This is a genomic window from Arcicella aquatica (assembly GCF_034928825.1).
Taxonomy (GTDB): domain Bacteria; phylum Bacteroidota; class Bacteroidia; order Cytophagales; family Spirosomataceae; genus Arcicella; species Arcicella aquatica.
Genome location: NZ_JAYFUL010000019.1, coordinates 1 through 17,230 on the forward strand (window position 1 = coordinate 1; position 17,230 = coordinate 17,230).

Consider the following 17,230-nt stretch of genomic DNA (forward strand, 5'->3'; position numbering starts at 1 on the left):
AATGATTCACTAAAAATACGTCGTTGACGAATTTTTAAACTTGTACTTTTTTTAGAATCTGATTTCGATTTGCTCATAAATAAGTTGAAATTTATGTCAACCTATTTTAGGCAAGCACAGGTAAACAGTCCGCCGTCGTGATAGCCTTTCAAATTATAAGCCTTAAATGCTTTAAGCTCACTGCTCAAAGCTCATAGCTTTTATGACGAATGGTCAGCAACAATTACCCATTCTCCTTTTATTTTGCGCCAAAGCAAGGTATAATGTCCGCCAATATCTCCTTTTTCAGGGCGAGTTAAATGCCATTTGCCTACAACAAAACAGGCATCTTTCGCTATAAAATTTACCTTAATAATATCAAATTTCAATTGCCCCATCGTGGCTTTATCGGGGTAGTTTTTACGGTAACTTTCTAAGGTTGCTTTGTAGCCATATTTAACGCCACTTTTGCCAATGTACATTAATGAATCTGAAACCCAGTAGCCATGCATGAAGTTTTCAACATCGCCATTGTTCCATGCTTTTGTCTGAGCATCCAAAATGTTTAAAATTATTTCCTTGTCTTTGCCCGTCTGAGCGAACACATTCAGTGATATGAATGTTAATGAAAGTAAGAGTAATTTTTTCATCCCTTAATTTTTGTGTAAATTTGAATAGATATTAAAAATGTTATTCAAATATAATAATATGTTTAAATACTCTTGATGAAGAGTTTGCTTCCTTATGAAATTCAAAGAATTTTACGAAAAATACAAAGATTATTATTTAGTTGACGGAATGATGTATTTATCATTCATCATTATGATAATATTGATGTTTATCTTTTTTAGCTGATATGGTTTGGTTTGTGATGAATCCTAAGTCGGGGACTACTACACCCGCACAAAAAAATAAGATTACTAGTTTAGTAGGAAAACAGGCAAATACAAAGTTGTTTTTTACTGACTATAGTGGGCATGCTACAGAAATTGCCCAACAAGCAGTTAAAGAAGGTATTGTTAAAGTAATAGCTGTTGGTGGAGATGGCACTGTAAACGAAGTAGCACGTGGCTTGGTAGGTTCGCATACGGCTTTAGGTATTGTACCGATTGGTTCAGGCAATGGTTTGGCTAGACATTTAAAAATTCCATTAAAGATAGAAAAGGCTATTAATTTTGCGCTTTCAGCACATTTGTCTGCCATAGATGTATGCTTTTTGAATGAGATTCCTTTCTTTTGTACGGCAGGAGTAGGCTTTGATGCGTATGTAGCCAATGAATTTGCACAGCAAGATTCGCGTGGGCTAAAGACCTATGCAAAGATGTCTTTGAAATCCTTTAGAACATACAAAGCTGAATCGTATCATTTAGAATCGAAAGAAAGCACAGCCATTAAAAATGCTTTTTCGGTTACCTTTGCCAATGCAACACAGTATGGTAACAATGCTTTGATTTCGCCAAAATCTAAAATTGATGATGGTTTAATTGAAATGGTTATCTTAAAGCCCTTTCCATTTGGTGCCGCACCAATCATTGGCGTACGTTTATTCAGAGGAACACTACCAAACTCAAGGTATATTGAAACGGCATCTGACACAGAATTTATCTTGAAGGCAGATGAAAATTTATTGATACATTATGACGGAGAACCTTTGCAGTTATCTACTAATGTGTTGAAAATTACGTTGAAACCCAAAGCTTTAAAAGTAATTGGTTATGTCTAAAAATAAAAAAATACCAGTTGGAGTAGTATTTTCTACCAATCCAGATTTTGATTTTTCCTTTGAAAATGATGCAGAAGTTGAAACTTTAGCACCCAATCAGCAAAATCTAAAAGTCCAGTTAGACAAAAAAGCACGTGCTGGAAAACAAGTAACGCTAATTTCGGGCTTTATTGGCAAAGATGATGACTTAGAAGTATTATCTAAAAAACTCAAGAACCTTTGTGGTTGTGGAGGCTCTGCCAAAGATGGTGAGATTTTGATACAAGGAGATTTTAGAGACAAGATATTAACATTCTTGACTACCTCAGGATATAAAGCTAAAAAAGTAGGAGGGTGATTAGCCCTCCATTAAATCTTTCAAGATTTTCTGTGCTGCAATCGAGATAACCGTACCTGGACCAAAAACGCCAGATACGCCAGCATCATAGAGGAATTGATAATCCTGAGCAGGAATTACGCCACCAGCAATCACCATTATATCTTCACGGCCATATTTTTTCAATGCTTCAATCAACGCAGGAATCAGCGTTTTATGGCCTGCTGCTAAACTAGAAGCACCCACAATATGCACATCGTTTTCAATCGCTTGTTTGGCTACTTCCTCAGGCGTTTGAAAAAGTGGCGTAATATCTACATCAAAACCAAGGTCGGCAAAACTAGTTGCTATTACTTTAGCCCCACGGTCATGCCCATCCTGTCCCATTTTAGCCACCATTATTCTTGGTCGCCTGCCATCCATTTTGGCAAATTCGTTGGCCATTTCTCTGGCTATTCTAAAGTTTTCGTCGTCTGTCACTTCTGCTGAATATACTCCTGAAATAGAGCGAATAATGGCTTTATGTCTGCTAAATACTACTTCTAACGCATCTGAAATTTCCCCTAATGTCGCCCTTAAACGAGCCGCTTCGATAGCTAATTGTAATAAATTTCCCTTGCCAGTTTTAGCCGAATCAGTTAATTTTTCTAAGGCATCCTTAACAGCTAAGGTATTTCTGGTGGCTTTAATGTGGTTTAATCTTTCAATTTGTGAAAGCCTCACTGCCTGATTATCTACATCTCTTACTTCCAGTTTGGTTTCTGTATCAATTTTAAAACGATTCACACCCACAATAACATCTTTTCCTGCGTCAATCCTTGCTTGTTTTCTAGCGGCTGCTTCTTCAATCCTCATTTTGGGTAAGCCCGTTTCAATGGCTTTAGCCATCCCGCCCAATTCCTCTACTTCTTCAATTAGTTTCCAAGCTTTTCTAGCCAACTCTTGCGTTAAATATTCAAGATAATAGGAGCCACCCCAAGGGTCGATTACTTTCGTAATGCTGGTTTCCTGTTGAATGTATAACTGTGTATTACGGGCGATTCTTGCTGAGAAATCAGTCGGCAATGCGATGGCTTCATCTAGTGAATTGGTATGCAAACTTTGCGTATGCCCTAATGTGGCAGCCATCGCTTCAATACAAGTACGCGCAACGTTATTGAATGGGTCTTGTTCAGTAAGCGACCAGCCAGAGGTTTGGCAGTGTGTTCTGAGCATCAAAGATTTATCATTCTTAGGGTTAAATTTCTTGACTATTTTTGCCCACAGCAGTCTGCCCGCACGCATTTTAGCGATTTCCATAAAATGATTCATGCCTATCGCCCAAAAGAACGATAACCTTGGCGCAAAATTGTCAATGTCCAATCCTGCCTGAATACCAGTTTTTAAATATTCTAGTCCATCCGCTAAGGTATAAGCCAATTCTAAATCTGCTGTAGCTCCTGCCTCTTGCATATGGTAGCCAGAAATAGAAATAGAGTTGAATTTAGGCATATTTTTGGCGGTAAAAGCAAAAATATCAGCAATGATACGCATAGAAGGAATAGGCGGATAAATGTAGGTATTCCGCACCATAAATTCCTTTAAAATATCATTCTGAATAGTACCAGACAGCTTTTCTGGCGATACGCCTTGCTCTTCGGCTGCAACAATATAAAATGCCATAATGGGTAAAACAGCCCCATTCATCGTCATCGAAACCGACATTTCGTCTAAGGGAATCTGATTGAAGAGTATTTTCATATCTTCCACAGAATCGATGGCTACCCCTGCTTTCCCGACGTCTCCTGTCACTCTCGGATGGTCTGAATCATAACCACGATGAGTTGCCAAATCAAATGCGACAGAAAGCCCTTTTTGTCCAGCCGCTAAATTCTTGCGGTAGAAAGCATTCGATTCCTCAGCCGTTGAAAAACCAGCATATTGGCGGATTGTCCAAGGTTGTTGGGTGTACATTGTAGCATACGGCCCTCTCAGAAAAGGAGATAAGCCTGCCCCAAAACCAAGATGTTCGGACTCTTTTACATCTTCAGCATTAAAGTAAGGTTTGATAAAAATACCTTCTGACGACCGCCACTTCTGCGTAGAAATAGTACTCGTCTTTTCTTCGTCCTGACTTTGATTATCCAACGATATTTTTGATAGATTCGGTCTCATGGCTTTGCTTCGTTACTATACTTCAAAAATGGCTGATAGATGTAAATTCGGGAGTAAGACTAAATTACTATCATGATTAGGCGAACTCGTTGCCTTTTTTTGAAAAGGCTTTTCATCAAACCTGAATTTATTTACACCCACCATTATATATTTGTTTTGTGCTAATTCCGCTTGTTTTCTCAGGTGTTCAAGGCTGATTTGCTCTTGGATAAATCCTTTTTTGAAAGCTTCCATAATGCCACCCATTTCTTCTACCTCTTGAAGGAGCTTAAAAGCTTCATCGGCTATTTCTTTGGTAAGTACCTCAATGAAATAACTACCTGCCGAAGGGTCAATTACTTTATCAAAATAGCTTTCTTCCTTCAATATAATAGAAATGTTGCGTGCTATTCTATCACCAAAATCGTCAGCATCTTCATCTTCGCTATCATAAGGCAATATGCTGATGGCATCGCACCCACCAATAATGGCAGACATGGCTTCGGTAGTAGTTCTTAATAAGTTGGTTTGTGGGGTGATTGACGCATGATAATAGGAAGATGTTTGACAGTGAAACGAAGTCGAGTTAGTCAAAGACGCATCAACGTCATAGCCTTCTATTACTATTTTTTTCCACAAGAATTTAAACGCCCTAAGCTTGGCAATTTCAACAAAATAATTGGTGCCTACAGATACGGAAAATTCAATATTTTTAAGAATATCTTGTATCGCTACCCCTTCTTGGCTAAGCTTATCTAGCACTTCAATAGCTTGAGCTAACGAGAAAGCCAAGTCTTGAACAGCATTTGCACCAGCATTATGGTAATGATGACTAGATAAATTAATGGCTTTAAATTGAGGATAATCTTGTACTTTTCTAAGAAGTTCTGCGGTGTTTTTCCAGTGATTTTCATCCCAATTGCCCGTATACATCCATCTTTCAAAGGGATTATTTACGATGCCCCCTTTTAATTGATAGGGTGCAACCTTTTGTAACTCATTTACTAAATTAGATGCTTGATTTTTTACTTTAAAAAAAAAGGGTGTGTCAGATAGTTTGATATTGTGTAACAATTTCTTAATTTCAACATCAGAAAGTAACACGTCGCTTAAGTCAATCAGAAAAGAATCAACACCCGATTTTAACAGTTTGAGTATCAATGAATTAGTCTCTTTCTCTGATGAATATCTAACCATTTCCCGATATTGCCAATTGAAGTTAACTCTTTGGTTTTGAGCTTGTTGTATGTGTTTTGTAGATTGAAAGTCAATATCTTCAGAAGCATAGTAAGGTTCTATGTGAATATTTTTGTCGATATCCCAAATCATTGTTTCGTCGAAGTTTTTACCTTTTAATTCTTTGACGGCCTGTTGTTTCCATTGCTGTTTTGTATGAGCATGAAATTCATTAAAAAGTTTATTCGCCATATAATTATTTTCTGAAATATTTGACTTTTCAAAGTTAACGAAATTTATGAATTTTGACTTTTCAAAACAAAAAAACAAGGAAAGTTACCAAATATGCTGGTGTTATTGTACTTTACCATGATGTAAGGCTTCCATATTAAATTAATATTTATTTTAAGTGAGAATGAAACGAAATTGATTTTTCTCTCCAAGAAAATTCACTAATTTTGCCATCCTTTTGAGGGAATCAAATATAGATTTTCAGTTAGATAGCTAATCATTTGAAAATCAAATATTTAATAAAGTGCTTTTTCTAAGAGCCGCCAATATAGCTTACTATGCATTCAACATCTCAACTTCAAGCAAGGCAAGTTTGGTCAAAGTGCCTTGAGATTATACATAATGATATCAACGAACAAAGTTTTAAAACTTGGTTTGAACCTATTATACCCCTGAATGTAAGTAATCAAACTCTTTCGATACAGGTACCAAGCCAATTTTTTTATGAATGGCTTGAGGAAAACTATATCCATGTACTTCGTAAGGCGATAGATTATACCTTAGGGAAAAACGGAATGCTTGAATACTCGATTATCGTTGATAAAGGAGACAAGAAAAACCCTCCCATCGCTTATAATATTCCGAATCAAAAACCAACAGTTCCAGTTCCTGCTCAGCGTAAACCAGAACCTACTTTGTATGAAAGTCCATTTCAATTAAAAGATTTGGATTCGTTAGAATTAGATTCTTATTTAAATGAACATTATACCTTCGATAATTTCGTAGAAGGAGATTGTAATCGTTTGGGGCGTTCGGCGGGCTTAGCAGTAGCACAGAGACCCGGTGTTACGTCTTTCAATCCATTAATGATTTATGGAAGTGTAGGGTTGGGTAAAACACACTTGATTCAAGCGATTGGTAATTATATCAAAAATACACAGACAAATAAGTTTGTACTATACGTTACTTCAGAAAAATTCTGTAATCAGTTTATCAATGCCATTAAAAATAATACGCTACAAGCATTTACAAATTTTTATATGCAGGTAGATTGTTTGATTATTGATGATGTGCAGTTTTTGGCAGGGAAAGAAAAAACACAAGAATCGTTCTTCCATATTTTCAACCATTTACATCAGTCGGGTAAACAAATCATCATGTCGTCTGATAGGGCTCCTAGAGAATTAGCTGGTATGCAAGATCGTTTGTTATCACGTTTTAAATGGGGATTGACGGCCGATGTGCAACAGCCTGATTTTGAAACGAGGATTGCTATTTTACAGAAGAAGTTACAAGCTGACGGTATTTATATTGAGGATAAAGTAATAGAATACTTGGCTCATAGTATCGATACCAACGTTCGTGAAATGGAAGGCGTTATCGTTTCATTAATGGCTCACGCTTCGCTGAACCGTAAGGAAATAGACATGGATTTGGCTAGGACTACGCTCAAGAATATTGTAGTTGATAATGAAAAAGAAGTGACAGTAGATTCTATTTTGGATGCTGTGACAAGCCATTTTGATGTAAATATGTCGGATTTGAAAAGTAAAAGCCGCAAGAAAGAAACGGTTTTCCCTCGACAAATTGCCATGTATTTGATGAAGGAATTTACCAATTTACCTTTAAAGTCAATCGGTTATCATTTTGGAGGCAGAGACCATAGTACGGTAATCCATGCAGTTCAAACCATTAGCATTATGCTAGAGACGGATAAGGAGGTAGAGAAGACCATGCAGAAATTATATAAATATTTCAACCGAGTAAGAGTTAAAAACTAGGTATAAAGTCAAGAAAAGCCCGAAGGAAAAAGTAATATTTCTTCGGGCTTTTTTTGTGTATTGCCTTGTAAAATTGATTTCAACTCGTATTTTTGTTTTACTATTCAGCTCTTCAAGTATAATCTTATGAAAAAAAAGATACTCTTTACCCTCTTATTAATAAGTACATTTTGTGTGAAATCTTTTGCAGAAGATATTGACCCAATTGAACTTATGCCAATGAAACATACAAACGTGGTGATAGATAACCCGAAAGGGAAACTAAAAATCAAGTTTGTCTTTAATGATTATAGAGATACTGGCGATACAACCAAACCCAAAAGTTTGTTTGCGAAGCTTAAAAACATTGTAAACGGACTATTAGATGCCTCTGACAACCCACCTTTTAAAGTACGGGTAGTAAGAGAAAAGAAAAATTAAAAGGGCTGAGTTTCAAGAACTCAACCCTTTTAATTTTTTATGATAAAGCAAATTTGATAGCGCCCGTAATACTCAGTATAGTGAAGAAAGAAATCATGTATAAGAAAAATAAGATAAACGATTTAAAGATAGTTTTCATTATTCTTTGTCGATAAACTACTTTCAAGGCTACTATAAAATAGAGGGCAAAGCCAAACATTGTTGCCGTAAGGGCTTGACGCCAATAGCCTAAAAAAATACCAGCCCCTACAAAAATAACAATCATCAGAAACATCACACTATGGATATGTATCGAAAAGATAAGGTGTTCATAATAATAGCGTGTATGCCCTTCATTGATGCGTGGTATTCCTTGATATTTCCTTGTTTTTCTGAATCGAATCAGGTACAAAATCCAATCCCATAGATAACGCAGAATCCTGAAAGGATAAGTAAAAAAGCTATGGGTACGGGTACTATAAATGATTTTTAATAAATAAGCTACAATAGGCATCAGGATAAACATCATTACCGAAAATACCCCGATACCAAAATGAGTGATTTCTCTGATAGCTTCCTCAGCATCATTTTCAAAGGCTAACTCATAGTGTGTAACATTTCTTAAAAAGCCTCTTTCAAGTGGTTTTAGTCCCATGATGTTTAAATCACGTCCTCTTTTCTGTCTAATAGAAAGCAAACTATCCAATTCTCTATCAGACATCTTCAGCAGCCTTTCTTTATAAGCTTTATTTTCAAGGTTGCCATCACTTCCTTGAATAGTAATGATAGTATCTTGAAAATAATTAATCTGAATCTTTGCATTATTCTTTAAGGAATGTAGCCTCAAGGTATATCTTAATTGATTTTTTGTACCGATAGTTTCCGTAAAATATTCACTCATTTCATTACTTACATCGGTTAGTTCTTCGGTATTAATACTATCTAAAACTATTTGTTTCTGAATTGCAATCAGCCTCTGGCGTTGTTTTGTTTCCGGTAAATTTTTGATTAAAGTTCTTAATGTATCGTCTTCATGGATATTCATTTCATCCAAAATTTCACCAGCATCAAGATCAACAAAATCTATCCAACCATTCGTTTGTTTTTTTATTTCGTTCGTTTGTTCTTTTAAATCCTCAATATCACTTTTTATTTCTTCATAATCTTGTTGTGCTTCATACAAACCGTTGGTATCATTGGATGATTTGATGGCTTTTAGCTTTTGAGAAGCCTCTTTTAGTTTTTTCTTATTTTCTTTTTCTTCTTTACTTTTAGTAGTAGATACTTTATCCACAAAGCCATTCAACGAACCATTTTGTCCTTGTTCTATAGCTTCGTCAGCCATAATGCCTAAGAACAAAAAGAACACAGCAGAAGCTAGAAAATACAGACGGATAGGAGGAATGTAGCGTCCTCTACGTCCTTCAAGAAAATCTTTAGTGATTTTACCTGGATAGAGAAAAATAGACCGTAGTGTATTAAATAATTTAGTGTCGAGATGAGTAAACCCTTCGACTACTTCAAATAATAAGTGACCGATGGGTACTTTTAAATCATGGTTTTCTTGGCCACAATTTGGACAAAAATTATCTTCAGGTCTTAATAATGTATGACAATTATGACAAATTTCTACTTTCCTACGTTTTTTGTGTTCAGACATTCTTATGGGGTATTACGAAGCCAGATTTAGATTTTCTTTTGAAAGTAATAAAAAAAAGGTGAAAATCATTTGATTTTCACCTTTTTAATGCAAAAAACTATTTAGTTTTTGCTAAAAGCCTAATTTATTCTAATTCGCCATCATCAGCAATGTTAGGCTCTTTCGTATCAAGCAAGGCTTTCTCGTCACCTTTAATTTTTTCCTTGATTTTGTTTTCAAGTTCTTCTAACAAATCTGGATTGTCTTTCAACATATCTTTCACGCCGTCACGTCCTTGACCTAAGCGGTTAGTACCATAGCTAAACCATGAACCTGATTTTTTCACCACTTCCATGTCAACCGCCAAATCTAATACTTCACCAGCCTTAGAAATACCTTCGCCATACATGATGTCGAACTCAACGACCTTGAAAGGAGGAGCTACTTTGTTTTTAACAACCTTTACACGAGTACGGTTGCCGATTACATTGTCGCCATCTTTGATTTGACCAATTCTACGAATATCCAAACGTACAGATGCATAGAATTTCAAGGCATTACCACCCGTAGTTGTTTCAGGGCTACCAAACATTACGCCGATTTTATCACGCAATTGGTTGATAAAAATACAGCAACAGCCAGTTCTATTGATAACACCCGTTAATTTACGCAAAGCCTGAGACATCAAACGAGCTTGAAGACCCATCTTGGAATCACCCATATCGCCTTCAAGTTCAGCCTTAGGAACAAGGGCTGCTACTGAGTCAATCACACAAATATCAATCGCACCAGATGAAATCAATTGTTCAGCAATTTCTAACGCTTGTTCACCGCTATCTGGCTGTGAAATCAATAAATTAGCTGTATCAATACCCAATTTTTCAGCATATCCTTTGTCAAAAGCGTGTTCAGCATCAATAAAAGCTGCCAAACCACCTGCTTTTTGTGCTTCTGCAATACAGTGCATTGTTAGGGTAGTTTTACCTGAAGATTCTGGTCCGTAGATTTCGATTACTCTTCCACGTGGTACGCCCCCTACACCAAGGGCTAAATCAAGCCCTAATGAACCTGTTGAAATGACAGGAACATCAAGTACTTTACTATCTGACAAACGCATTACTGTACCTTTGCCGTAAGCTTTGTCTAATTTTTCAAGCGTTGTTTGTAATGCTTTTAATTTTTCGTTGGCAGGATTTGTTGCCTCCGCTTGTTGTTTTGCCATGATGGATTTTAGGTTAAATTTTGGTTTTAATTCGGGAAATCAAGCTGCTCATTGAAATTTTATTAAAAACAATGTGCCATAGGGAATCAATGAAAAGATTTTAGTGTCATTGATAAGTAGAACTCAATACCCGAATTCAAAATTTTTATTGGTGAAATTACCAATTTTTCAGCAATTTAAAGTACTTTACAAGCAAATGTTCAGACGATTTTTTCAAATAACTTTAGCCCTCTTTTTGTTTACAGCTCAGTATACCTTTGCTCAGTTAAACAATACTCGCTTGGAGACTTTCCAGCACATTGATTCCACCAAAAACCAACAGCTTTATTTTCAATTCAATAGCTTCAGTTTTCTGAAGAATAATGAATATTTTGGAAAAATTGCAGATGGTTATACACTCTTTGGGAATCAATTTTCGCCCAAACTTATTTACCAACCCGCACCCAATGTTAGCATAGAAGCTGGGGTATATGCTTGGAAAGATTTTGGCAATGATAAATTCACGGCAGTTCAGCCAATTTTTACTATCAGGGTTCAAAAAGATTCTTCCCAATTTTTATTTGGCAATTTGGATGGACAGCTAAATCATCATTTGGTTGAACCGATGATGAATTTTGAACGGGTGATTCTGAACCGACAAGAATTAGGTATCCAATATACCAAACGTACTTCAAAGACTTTTTTTGATAGCTGGATTGACTGGCAACAAATGATTTACAAGGGCTCTGATTTTCAAGAGAAAATCTTTGCAGGGTTTTCTTGGAACAAGCGCTTAATTCAACGAAAAAACTTTAGCCTATCTCTTCCTGTTCAATTAACTTTATTGCATCATGGTGGGCAAATAACGAGCGATAAAGATACTAATCAAGTAGTAACCTATACGAATGTAGCCCTTGGCGTAGAAGCTGCATTGAAAACCAACGGTTTTATTCAAAGCATAAAAACACAGAACTATTGGCTAGGTTATCGTCAAAATTCGGGTTTTAGTCCATACTTCTCAGATGGCACTGGTATTTATTTGAATATATTAGCGGAAACAAAGGTGATGAATTTGATGCTGAGCTATTGGCAGTCAAATGGTTATAGTTCAGAAATGGGAGGGGATTTGTACCAGTCTGTTGGAAGAATTTACAGAAACCCCAATCAATTGGAAAAAGAACGAAAGCTATTATTCTTTAGGTTTATGAAAGATTGGAAGCTGATTGATAACCTATGGCTAACATTCAGGTTTGAGCCTTATCTGGATTTAAACAATCATTCTTTTGAACATTCCGAAGGTTTATTTTTAACCTATCGCCAAGGTTTTAAACTTAAATAGTAAAAGTAAAATAAACTTTATTCTTTAATTTTGTACTATTCATTAAACACATATAAAACTAAGAAAATGAAAAAGTTAATACTTGTATTATCATTAATGGCAGGAGCATTTACCATTAATGCACAAAGTAAATTTGGAGAAGAAATTACGGAAGAAGGTGCTATATCAACAGCTGAATTATTAAAGAAAGCGAATGATAATGAACAGATTACAGCCAAAGTGTCGGGTGTTGTAGAGTCTGTTTGTCAAGCAAAAGGATGTTGGATGAAAGTAAAGTTAGACGATGGACAAACAATGCGTGTAACCTTTAAAGATTATGGCTTTTTTGTACCCAAAGATATAGCTGGCAAAACAGTGGTGATAGATGGAACCGCCAAAGTAAAAACTACTTCGGTCATTGATTTGAAACATTATGCCGAAGATGCAGGAAAAAGTAAAAATGAAATTGCTAAAATCAAGAAACCAGAAAAAGCATTAGGCTTTGTAGCTACAGGTGTAATTGTCAAGTAAGAGTTTTTTTTGAGTTGTGAGTGTTGAATTGTGAGTGATGAGTTTAAAGTGTTGATATCCAATACTTTCAAAAGCAATCACTAAATCGCTCAATCACTCAATAACAAAAAAGTCTCTGAGAAAATTTTCTCAGAGACTTTTTTTGTTAGAACCTTAATATAAAATCTTGTTTAGGCTGGTTTTTTCTGAAAAAGACTAAGCCAATAAAAAACAAGTCTATTGTAATCATCACACTCGGATTTGCCTTGATGTATTGCCAAGCTTCCTGCATTTCTTCTGACCAATGTATGTCATCAAATATAAAAAGCGAAGATTCGTGGGCTTTTTCTAAACATATTTCAAAATACTTCACTGTGGGTTCATAGCGATGATTGGCATCAAAGAAAGCAAAATCAAGTCTCTCAATTTTTGCGATTTGTTTCGTTAGCGTTTCATCCAAATTCCCCACGACAATTTCTATATTATTGGCTTCTAATGCATCGAAATTCTCTTGGGCAATTTTTGCGGTAGTTGGGCATCCCTCAAACGTAACTATTTTAGCATCTTGTTTGGCTTTAGACTCATACACAGTAGTGACACCTAATGAAGTTCCTAAATCGAAAATTACCTTTGGCTCAAAATGTTGAATAAGCCTGAAAATTAATTTGCCAAATTTTGAGGGCTTTTCGGCACTTTTGGCAATTTGCTTAATTTGCCTAGATGTTGATTTGTGTATTTTAGACCCTGCCCCAAAATCTGTAATTTCAATAACCCTTGCATTTTTCAACAAACGTTTTCGCAAATCCTCAATAGCTGTGAAATATGGTGACTTAAACTTTTTAGCGAGAATAATTTGTGTGTAAAGTTGAAAAACAAAGGGCGAATGAATAGCGTGCTCGTTTTTTGAAGCAAGTAAATATTGAAAATATCTTTTAAACAAAATAAAGTGAGTTATGAATGAGTAATTTTTGACTAGAAATAGTTCTTATCTTATAAGAAGGTATTATTAAAACTTTGCATTAATCCTGCGTCAGCATTTAATGAAATTCCACTGTTTGAGCGGAGCGAGACGGGGCGCCGTTGCGATTGGAATTTCTTGATTTTCTTTTGCGGTCCGCCCCTGCGGTTACTTTTCTTGTATCAAGACAAGAAAAGTAAGGTCTTACAGAAGAAAGAATCATTCTTTTTGGGATATTACAATAAATAAAACATTAAAAGAATATCTCAATTCATTCTAAAAGGAGCAACCATCGTAAAGTCAGGAATGACAACATTGAAAAATTTGCCATCAAAAATACGCTCCATCTGATAAGTACCTGCCATTTTGCCAAGCGAAGTATTTAAATTACATCCACTTGTATATTCATAAGATTGACCAGGTTCTAAAGTAGGTTGTTGCCCTACTACACCTTCGCCCTCTACCTCGCGCACAAGTCCGTTAGCATCATGAATATACCAATGACGACGCAAAAGTTTTACAGTATAATCGCTTCCATTATGAATTTTGATATGATATGAAAAAACAAAATTTCCTTGAAATGGATTAGAATATTCAGGTTGAAAGTGGGTCAAAACGCTTACCTTTACACCATTTGTGATAGCTGAGACCATTTTTTTAATTAGTTTTTTTACAATATATTTTACCGAAAATTACATTACATTGTCTGAAAAATCAACGTAATTGAGAAATTTATTAAAACCCATTGAATAATGAACGTGAAAATTGAAGATTCTTGGAAAGAAAAATTAAACCCAGAATTTGAAAAACCTTATTTTAAAACCTTGGTTGACTTTGTTAAAAACGAGTATAGCATCGGAACAGTATATCCACCCGGAAAACTTATTTTCAATGCTTTTGATAAATGCTCTTTTGAGAACACAAAAGTAGTCATCCTAGGGCAAGATCCTTATCATGGAGCAGGACAGGCAATGGGGCTTTCTTTCTCTGTGAATGATGGCATACCTGCACCTCCGTCACTGATTAATATTTTTAAAGAAATAAAAGACGATTTAGGCATCCCAGTCCCAAAATCTGGTAATTTAGAACGCTGGGCAAATCAAGGAGTATTGTTGTTGAATGCTACGCTCACAGTGCGAGCTTCAGAGGCAGGGTCGCACCAAAGAAAAGGCTGGGAAGTTTTTACCGATGCTGTCATCAGGTGTATTTCAGAAGAAAAAGAAGGCGTAGTGTTTATGCTATGGGGAAAGTATGCACAGGATAAAGGGGCAATCATAAATGCTTCAAAACACTTAGTTTTAAAATCTAAACATCCTTCGCCAATGGCCGCCAATTCGGGTGGTTGGTTTGGGAATAAGCATTTTTCACAAGCCAACGAATATTTACAAAGCAAAGGATTGACCGGTATTCAATGGTAATTAAACTAAAAAATTATCTCAAATGAAAAAAGTATTGTTAATTGCCGCAATTTTAGTGAGTCAGTTTTGTTTGGCACAAAATAAATTTGAAAATGAAATCAAAGCTTTTGAAAAAAGCGATTCAATTTCAATGCCAGCTCCCAAGCAAATATTATTGGTTGGAAGTTCTTCCCTTCGCTTATGGACTACCTACAAAGAAGATTTAAAAGACTATGCCGTTATTAACCGAGGTTTTGGTGGGTCTGTGATGAGTGATGCCAACGAGTATTTTGATAGAATTGTGGCTAAATATCAACCCAAACACATTTTAGTGTATGAAGGTGATAACGACTTAGCATCTGGAAAAAGTCCAGAAACAGTGTTTGAAGACTTTAAAATATTTGTTGAGAAAGCAAAGAAGCAATTGCCAAAAGCTACTATTGCGTATATTTCAATTCGCCCAAGTATTGCTAGAGTAAAAATAGTAGACCAACAAAAAAAGGCAAATCAATTGATAGAAGACTATTGCAAAACAACTAAAAAACTTCATTTTATCGACGTACAAAAGCACTATTATTTGCCTAATGGTGAGCTGATGCAAGATGTTTTCGTAGCCGACAACCTACATTTGAATGCAAAAGGCTACCAAATTTGGACAGCAGCGATTAGAAAATACTTGGCAAAACATGTGAAGTGAGCATAGCTGTAAGATTTGAGCCGTAAGATTGGAGCTTTGCTGATTACTCACAAGTTTATAATTAATTGAAAATCAGTATATTAATCCCTAGTGAGGGACTTAAGTCCCTCGCTAGGGATGAGGTCTTCAAGGCTTGGTTTTAAACCAATTTAAGCCCATTTTAACCAATTATATCAATAATCCCATCTCCATTTCAACTTTTTGAAAGATGTGGGTAATCAGTAGGATTTGAGCTGTTCACAAGTGCGGTTTAAAGTGTTTACTGCCTTATTTGCACTGTAACGACGTTTATTTTTAATGTGATAATTATGAAATATTTCCTTTCAATGCTTTTGCTCATAGTAGCACAATTTGCTTTTGGGCAACATGTAACTATTTCGGGAAAAGTAGATAATGCCAAGGGCGATACGCTTACATTAGTGTATGATGCTTTGATGTTAGGGGTTAAACCATCAATACAAAAAACAGCTTTGACTGGTGAAAACCGTTTTCAGTTTAAGCTAACTGTTCCACAAAATGCGGTAGTAGCATTGAAAGTAAAGGAGCAGTACATTGAGTTGTTTGTAGGAAAAGGGAATCAGATTGAACTTGAATTCGATGCCCAAGATGTGAATAAACCCATCACATTGAAAGGAGATAAGGCATTAGAAAATAATTTTCTAACTAAATTTTATCAGCAATTCAAGACTGACTTTACACCTTCGTTAATGCTGAAAAAAGTAATGCAAGTCCCTGTAGATGAACTTGAAATGAATTTGTTTGAATCAAAAAAAGCACAATCTGACTATTATAAGACATTTCCAGACCAAGCCAAATTTTCGGAAGAATTCAAGCAATACATTGAAAATCAGATTCGATGGAATTATTGGACTTATATATTAGCATATCCTATTGAAAGAGGAAATGCTAATCAAGCGCAAGCACAGGTTTTATCATTGCCAAGTACTTTGTTGGAGGGATTAGATGAAAAAAAGATTCAGGATGAAACAGCCCTGCTTTCATCTTCTTACCGTAGCTTTTTGATTTATTATGTGACTTACTTTAATACCAAAGCTCATGGCTTTCAGAAATATGCTGATGTAAACAAGTCTATGGAGGACAAGCATCTTTTTGCCAGAGAACATTTGCCTGTAAAAGCATATCAATTTTATTTAGCTTACTTATTGAACAGTCAGTGTCAATATTGCTTGCCTTCCGTTGTCCGAAACACCTTTGCTGCGTTAACAGCAACACCTAATTCAGAGCAATATGCCAATTTGATAAAAGAAAAATGTGGCGAAGTAATGAGCAAAAAAGACGAGGTAGTAAAGGCTAAAGAGGAGGATAGTAAATGGTTTAAAGCAATTACTCCAGATGGCAAAGAATTATCATTGGCAAGTTTAAAAGGGAAAGTGGTTTACTTAGATTTTTGGGCATCTTGGTGTGGTCCTTGTCGTAAAGAGTTCCCTTTTTCAAAACAGTTGCAAGAAAAATTAAGTGAGAAACAACGCAAAGAAGTAGTTTTCTTATACATTTCTATCGACGAAGAAGAACAGAACTGGCGTAAAGCAATGAAAGATTTAGATATTGAAAATCAGAAAAATATCTATTCAAAAGGAGGGTGGGAGTCTGGTGCAGCAAAGTTTTTTAAGCTAGAATCTATCCCAAGGTATATGCTGATGGATAAAAAAGGTAATATCGTAGATAGTGATGCCAAACGCCCAAGCGACCCTAAAATTTTGTCGGATATTTTGAAGTTGGTGGGGGAGTAGGAAATTATGAATAGGGTATAA

At 35.7% G+C, this 17,230-nt stretch carries 16 protein-coding genes; 9 read left to right on the top strand and 7 right to left on the bottom strand.

The window, feature by feature from the left end:
* Positions 1 to 200: 200 nt before the first annotated feature.
* Positions 201 to 629: a YybH family protein gene (locus VB264_RS12600; RefSeq protein ID WP_323249867.1), complete on the bottom strand. Its 429-nt coding sequence runs from the start codon at positions 627 to 629 to the stop codon at positions 201 to 203.
* A gap of 206 nt (positions 630 to 835) precedes the next feature.
* Between VB264_RS12600 and VB264_RS12605 the strand changes: the two genes are divergently transcribed.
* Together VB264_RS12605 and VB264_RS12610 are read left to right on the top strand one after the other, a co-directional pair.
* Positions 836 to 1,702, top strand: coding sequence for a diacylglycerol/lipid kinase family protein (locus tag VB264_RS12605; protein ID WP_323249869.1), 867 nt, complete (start codon positions 836 to 838; stop codon positions 1,700 to 1,702).
* The gene (locus tag VB264_RS12610; RefSeq protein ID WP_323249871.1) at positions 1,695 to 2,039 is read left to right on the top strand and encodes a translation initiation factor; all 345 of its coding nucleotides are present in this window, start codon (positions 1,695 to 1,697) and stop codon (positions 2,037 to 2,039) included. The genes VB264_RS12605 and VB264_RS12610 overlap by 8 nt, the downstream gene beginning before the upstream one ends.
* Here the strand turns inward: VB264_RS12610 and scpA are convergent, their stop codons facing one another.
* Positions 2,040 to 4,172 (bottom strand): methylmalonyl-CoA mutase, encoded by a 2,133-nt coding sequence (gene scpA, locus VB264_RS12615; protein ID WP_323249872.1) that lies wholly within the window; start codon positions 4,170 to 4,172, stop codon positions 2,040 to 2,042. It abuts the gene before it with no gap.
* A gap of 15 nt (positions 4,173 to 4,187) precedes the next feature.
* Positions 4,188 to 5,579, bottom strand: a complete 1,392-nt coding sequence (locus tag VB264_RS12620; protein WP_323249874.1) for a methylmalonyl-CoA mutase family protein — start codon at positions 5,577 to 5,579, stop codon at positions 4,188 to 4,190.
* Positions 5,580 to 5,896: 317 nt separating this feature from the next.
* Between VB264_RS12620 and dnaA the strand changes: the two genes are divergently transcribed.
* Positions 5,897 to 7,339, top strand: coding sequence for a chromosomal replication initiator protein DnaA (dnaA, locus tag VB264_RS12625; RefSeq protein ID WP_309920157.1), 1,443 nt, complete (start codon positions 5,897 to 5,899; stop codon positions 7,337 to 7,339).
* Positions 7,340 to 7,465: 126 nt separating this feature from the next.
* Positions 7,466 to 7,759 carry a hypothetical protein gene (locus VB264_RS12630; RefSeq protein WP_323249876.1) on the top strand — a complete coding sequence of 98 codons (294 nt, stop codon included), beginning with the start codon at positions 7,466 to 7,468 and terminating at the stop codon, positions 7,757 to 7,759.
* Positions 7,760 to 7,796: 37 nt separating this feature from the next.
* On the opposite strand, the gene VB264_RS12635 is transcribed toward VB264_RS12630, so the two are convergent.
* Positions 7,797 to 9,398, bottom strand: coding sequence for a DUF3667 domain-containing protein (locus VB264_RS12635; protein WP_323249878.1), 1,602 nt, complete (start codon positions 9,396 to 9,398; stop codon positions 7,797 to 7,799).
* Between the two features lie 124 nt (positions 9,399 to 9,522).
* A complete protein-coding gene (recA, locus tag VB264_RS12640) occupies positions 9,523 to 10,599 on the bottom strand; it encodes a recombinase RecA (protein WP_323249880.1) in 1,077 nt (358 codons plus the stop codon).
* Between the two features lie 196 nt (positions 10,600 to 10,795).
* Between recA and VB264_RS12645 the strand changes: the two genes are divergently transcribed.
* Complete coding sequence (locus VB264_RS12645; protein ID WP_323249882.1) at positions 10,796 to 11,917, top strand: hypothetical protein; 1,122 nt, start codon at positions 10,796 to 10,798, stop codon at positions 11,915 to 11,917.
* A 66-nt stretch (positions 11,918 to 11,983) separates the two neighbouring features.
* The gene (locus VB264_RS12650) at positions 11,984 to 12,427 is read left to right on the top strand and encodes a DUF4920 domain-containing protein (RefSeq protein ID WP_323249884.1); all 444 of its coding nucleotides are present in this window, start codon (positions 11,984 to 11,986) and stop codon (positions 12,425 to 12,427) included.
* 145 nt (positions 12,428 to 12,572) lie between these two features.
* On the opposite strand, the gene VB264_RS12655 is transcribed toward VB264_RS12650, so the two are convergent.
* Together VB264_RS12655 and apaG are read right to left on the bottom strand one after the other, a co-directional pair.
* On the bottom strand, positions 12,573 to 13,346 hold the full coding sequence (locus VB264_RS12655; protein ID WP_323249886.1) for an O-methyltransferase: 774 nt from the start codon (positions 13,344 to 13,346) through the stop codon (positions 12,573 to 12,575).
* A gap of 284 nt (positions 13,347 to 13,630) precedes the next feature.
* Positions 13,631 to 14,017: a Co2+/Mg2+ efflux protein ApaG gene (gene apaG / locus VB264_RS12660; protein WP_309920139.1), complete on the bottom strand. Its 387-nt coding sequence runs from the start codon at positions 14,015 to 14,017 to the stop codon at positions 13,631 to 13,633.
* Positions 14,018 to 14,116: 99 nt separating this feature from the next.
* Here apaG and ung point away from each other — a divergent pair, with 99 nt between their 5' ends.
* The 3 genes from ung to VB264_RS12675 all read left to right on the top strand — a co-directional run bounded on the left by ung (position 14,117) and on the right by VB264_RS12675 (position 17,209).
* Positions 14,117 to 14,782 (top strand): uracil-DNA glycosylase, encoded by a 666-nt coding sequence (gene ung / locus VB264_RS12665; RefSeq protein ID WP_309920136.1) that lies wholly within the window; start codon positions 14,117 to 14,119, stop codon positions 14,780 to 14,782.
* Between the two features lie 22 nt (positions 14,783 to 14,804).
* Positions 14,805 to 15,458, top strand: coding sequence for a GDSL-type esterase/lipase family protein (locus VB264_RS12670; protein ID WP_323249889.1), 654 nt, complete (start codon positions 14,805 to 14,807; stop codon positions 15,456 to 15,458).
* A gap of 308 nt (positions 15,459 to 15,766) precedes the next feature.
* A complete protein-coding gene (locus tag VB264_RS12675; protein ID WP_323249891.1) occupies positions 15,767 to 17,209 on the top strand; it encodes a TlpA disulfide reductase family protein in 1,443 nt (480 codons plus the stop codon).
* Positions 17,210 to 17,230 lie beyond the last annotated feature (21 nt).

What these genes read in the sequence shown, in the direction of transcription:
- ung (WP_309920136.1), top strand. Translation starts at nt 14,117, where the DNA reads ATGAACGTGAAAATTGAAGATTCTTGGAAAGAAAAATTAAACCCAGAA.
- VB264_RS12650 (WP_323249884.1), top strand. Translation starts at nt 11,984, where the DNA reads ATGAAAAAGTTAATACTTGTATTATCATTAATGGCAGGAGCATTTACC.
- VB264_RS12635 (WP_323249878.1), bottom strand. Translation starts at nt 9,398, where the DNA reads ATGTCTGAACACAAAAAACGTAGGAAAGTAGAAATTTGTCATAATTGT.
- recA (WP_323249880.1), bottom strand. Translation starts at nt 10,599, where the DNA reads ATGGCAAAACAACAAGCGGAGGCAACAAATCCTGCCAACGAAAAATTA.
- VB264_RS12620 (WP_323249874.1), bottom strand. Translation starts at nt 5,579, where the DNA reads ATGGCGAATAAACTTTTTAATGAATTTCATGCTCATACAAAACAGCAA.
- VB264_RS12610 (WP_323249871.1), top strand. Translation starts at nt 1,695, where the DNA reads ATGTCTAAAAATAAAAAAATACCAGTTGGAGTAGTATTTTCTACCAAT.
- VB264_RS12600 (WP_323249867.1), bottom strand. Translation starts at nt 629, where the DNA reads ATGAAAAAATTACTCTTACTTTCATTAACATTCATATCACTGAATGTG.
- dnaA (WP_309920157.1), top strand. Translation starts at nt 5,897, where the DNA reads ATGCATTCAACATCTCAACTTCAAGCAAGGCAAGTTTGGTCAAAGTGC.
- scpA (WP_323249872.1), bottom strand. Translation starts at nt 4,172, where the DNA reads ATGAGACCGAATCTATCAAAAATATCGTTGGATAATCAAAGTCAGGAC.
- VB264_RS12605 (WP_323249869.1), top strand. Translation starts at nt 836, where the DNA reads ATGGTTTGGTTTGTGATGAATCCTAAGTCGGGGACTACTACACCCGCA.
- VB264_RS12670 (WP_323249889.1), top strand. Translation starts at nt 14,805, where the DNA reads ATGAAAAAAGTATTGTTAATTGCCGCAATTTTAGTGAGTCAGTTTTGT.
- VB264_RS12675 (WP_323249891.1), top strand. Translation starts at nt 15,767, where the DNA reads ATGAAATATTTCCTTTCAATGCTTTTGCTCATAGTAGCACAATTTGCT.
- VB264_RS12645 (WP_323249882.1), top strand. Translation starts at nt 10,796, where the DNA reads ATGTTCAGACGATTTTTTCAAATAACTTTAGCCCTCTTTTTGTTTACA.
- VB264_RS12630 (WP_323249876.1), top strand. Translation starts at nt 7,466, where the DNA reads ATGAAAAAAAAGATACTCTTTACCCTCTTATTAATAAGTACATTTTGT.
- apaG (WP_309920139.1), bottom strand. Translation starts at nt 14,017, where the DNA reads ATGGTCTCAGCTATCACAAATGGTGTAAAGGTAAGCGTTTTGACCCAC.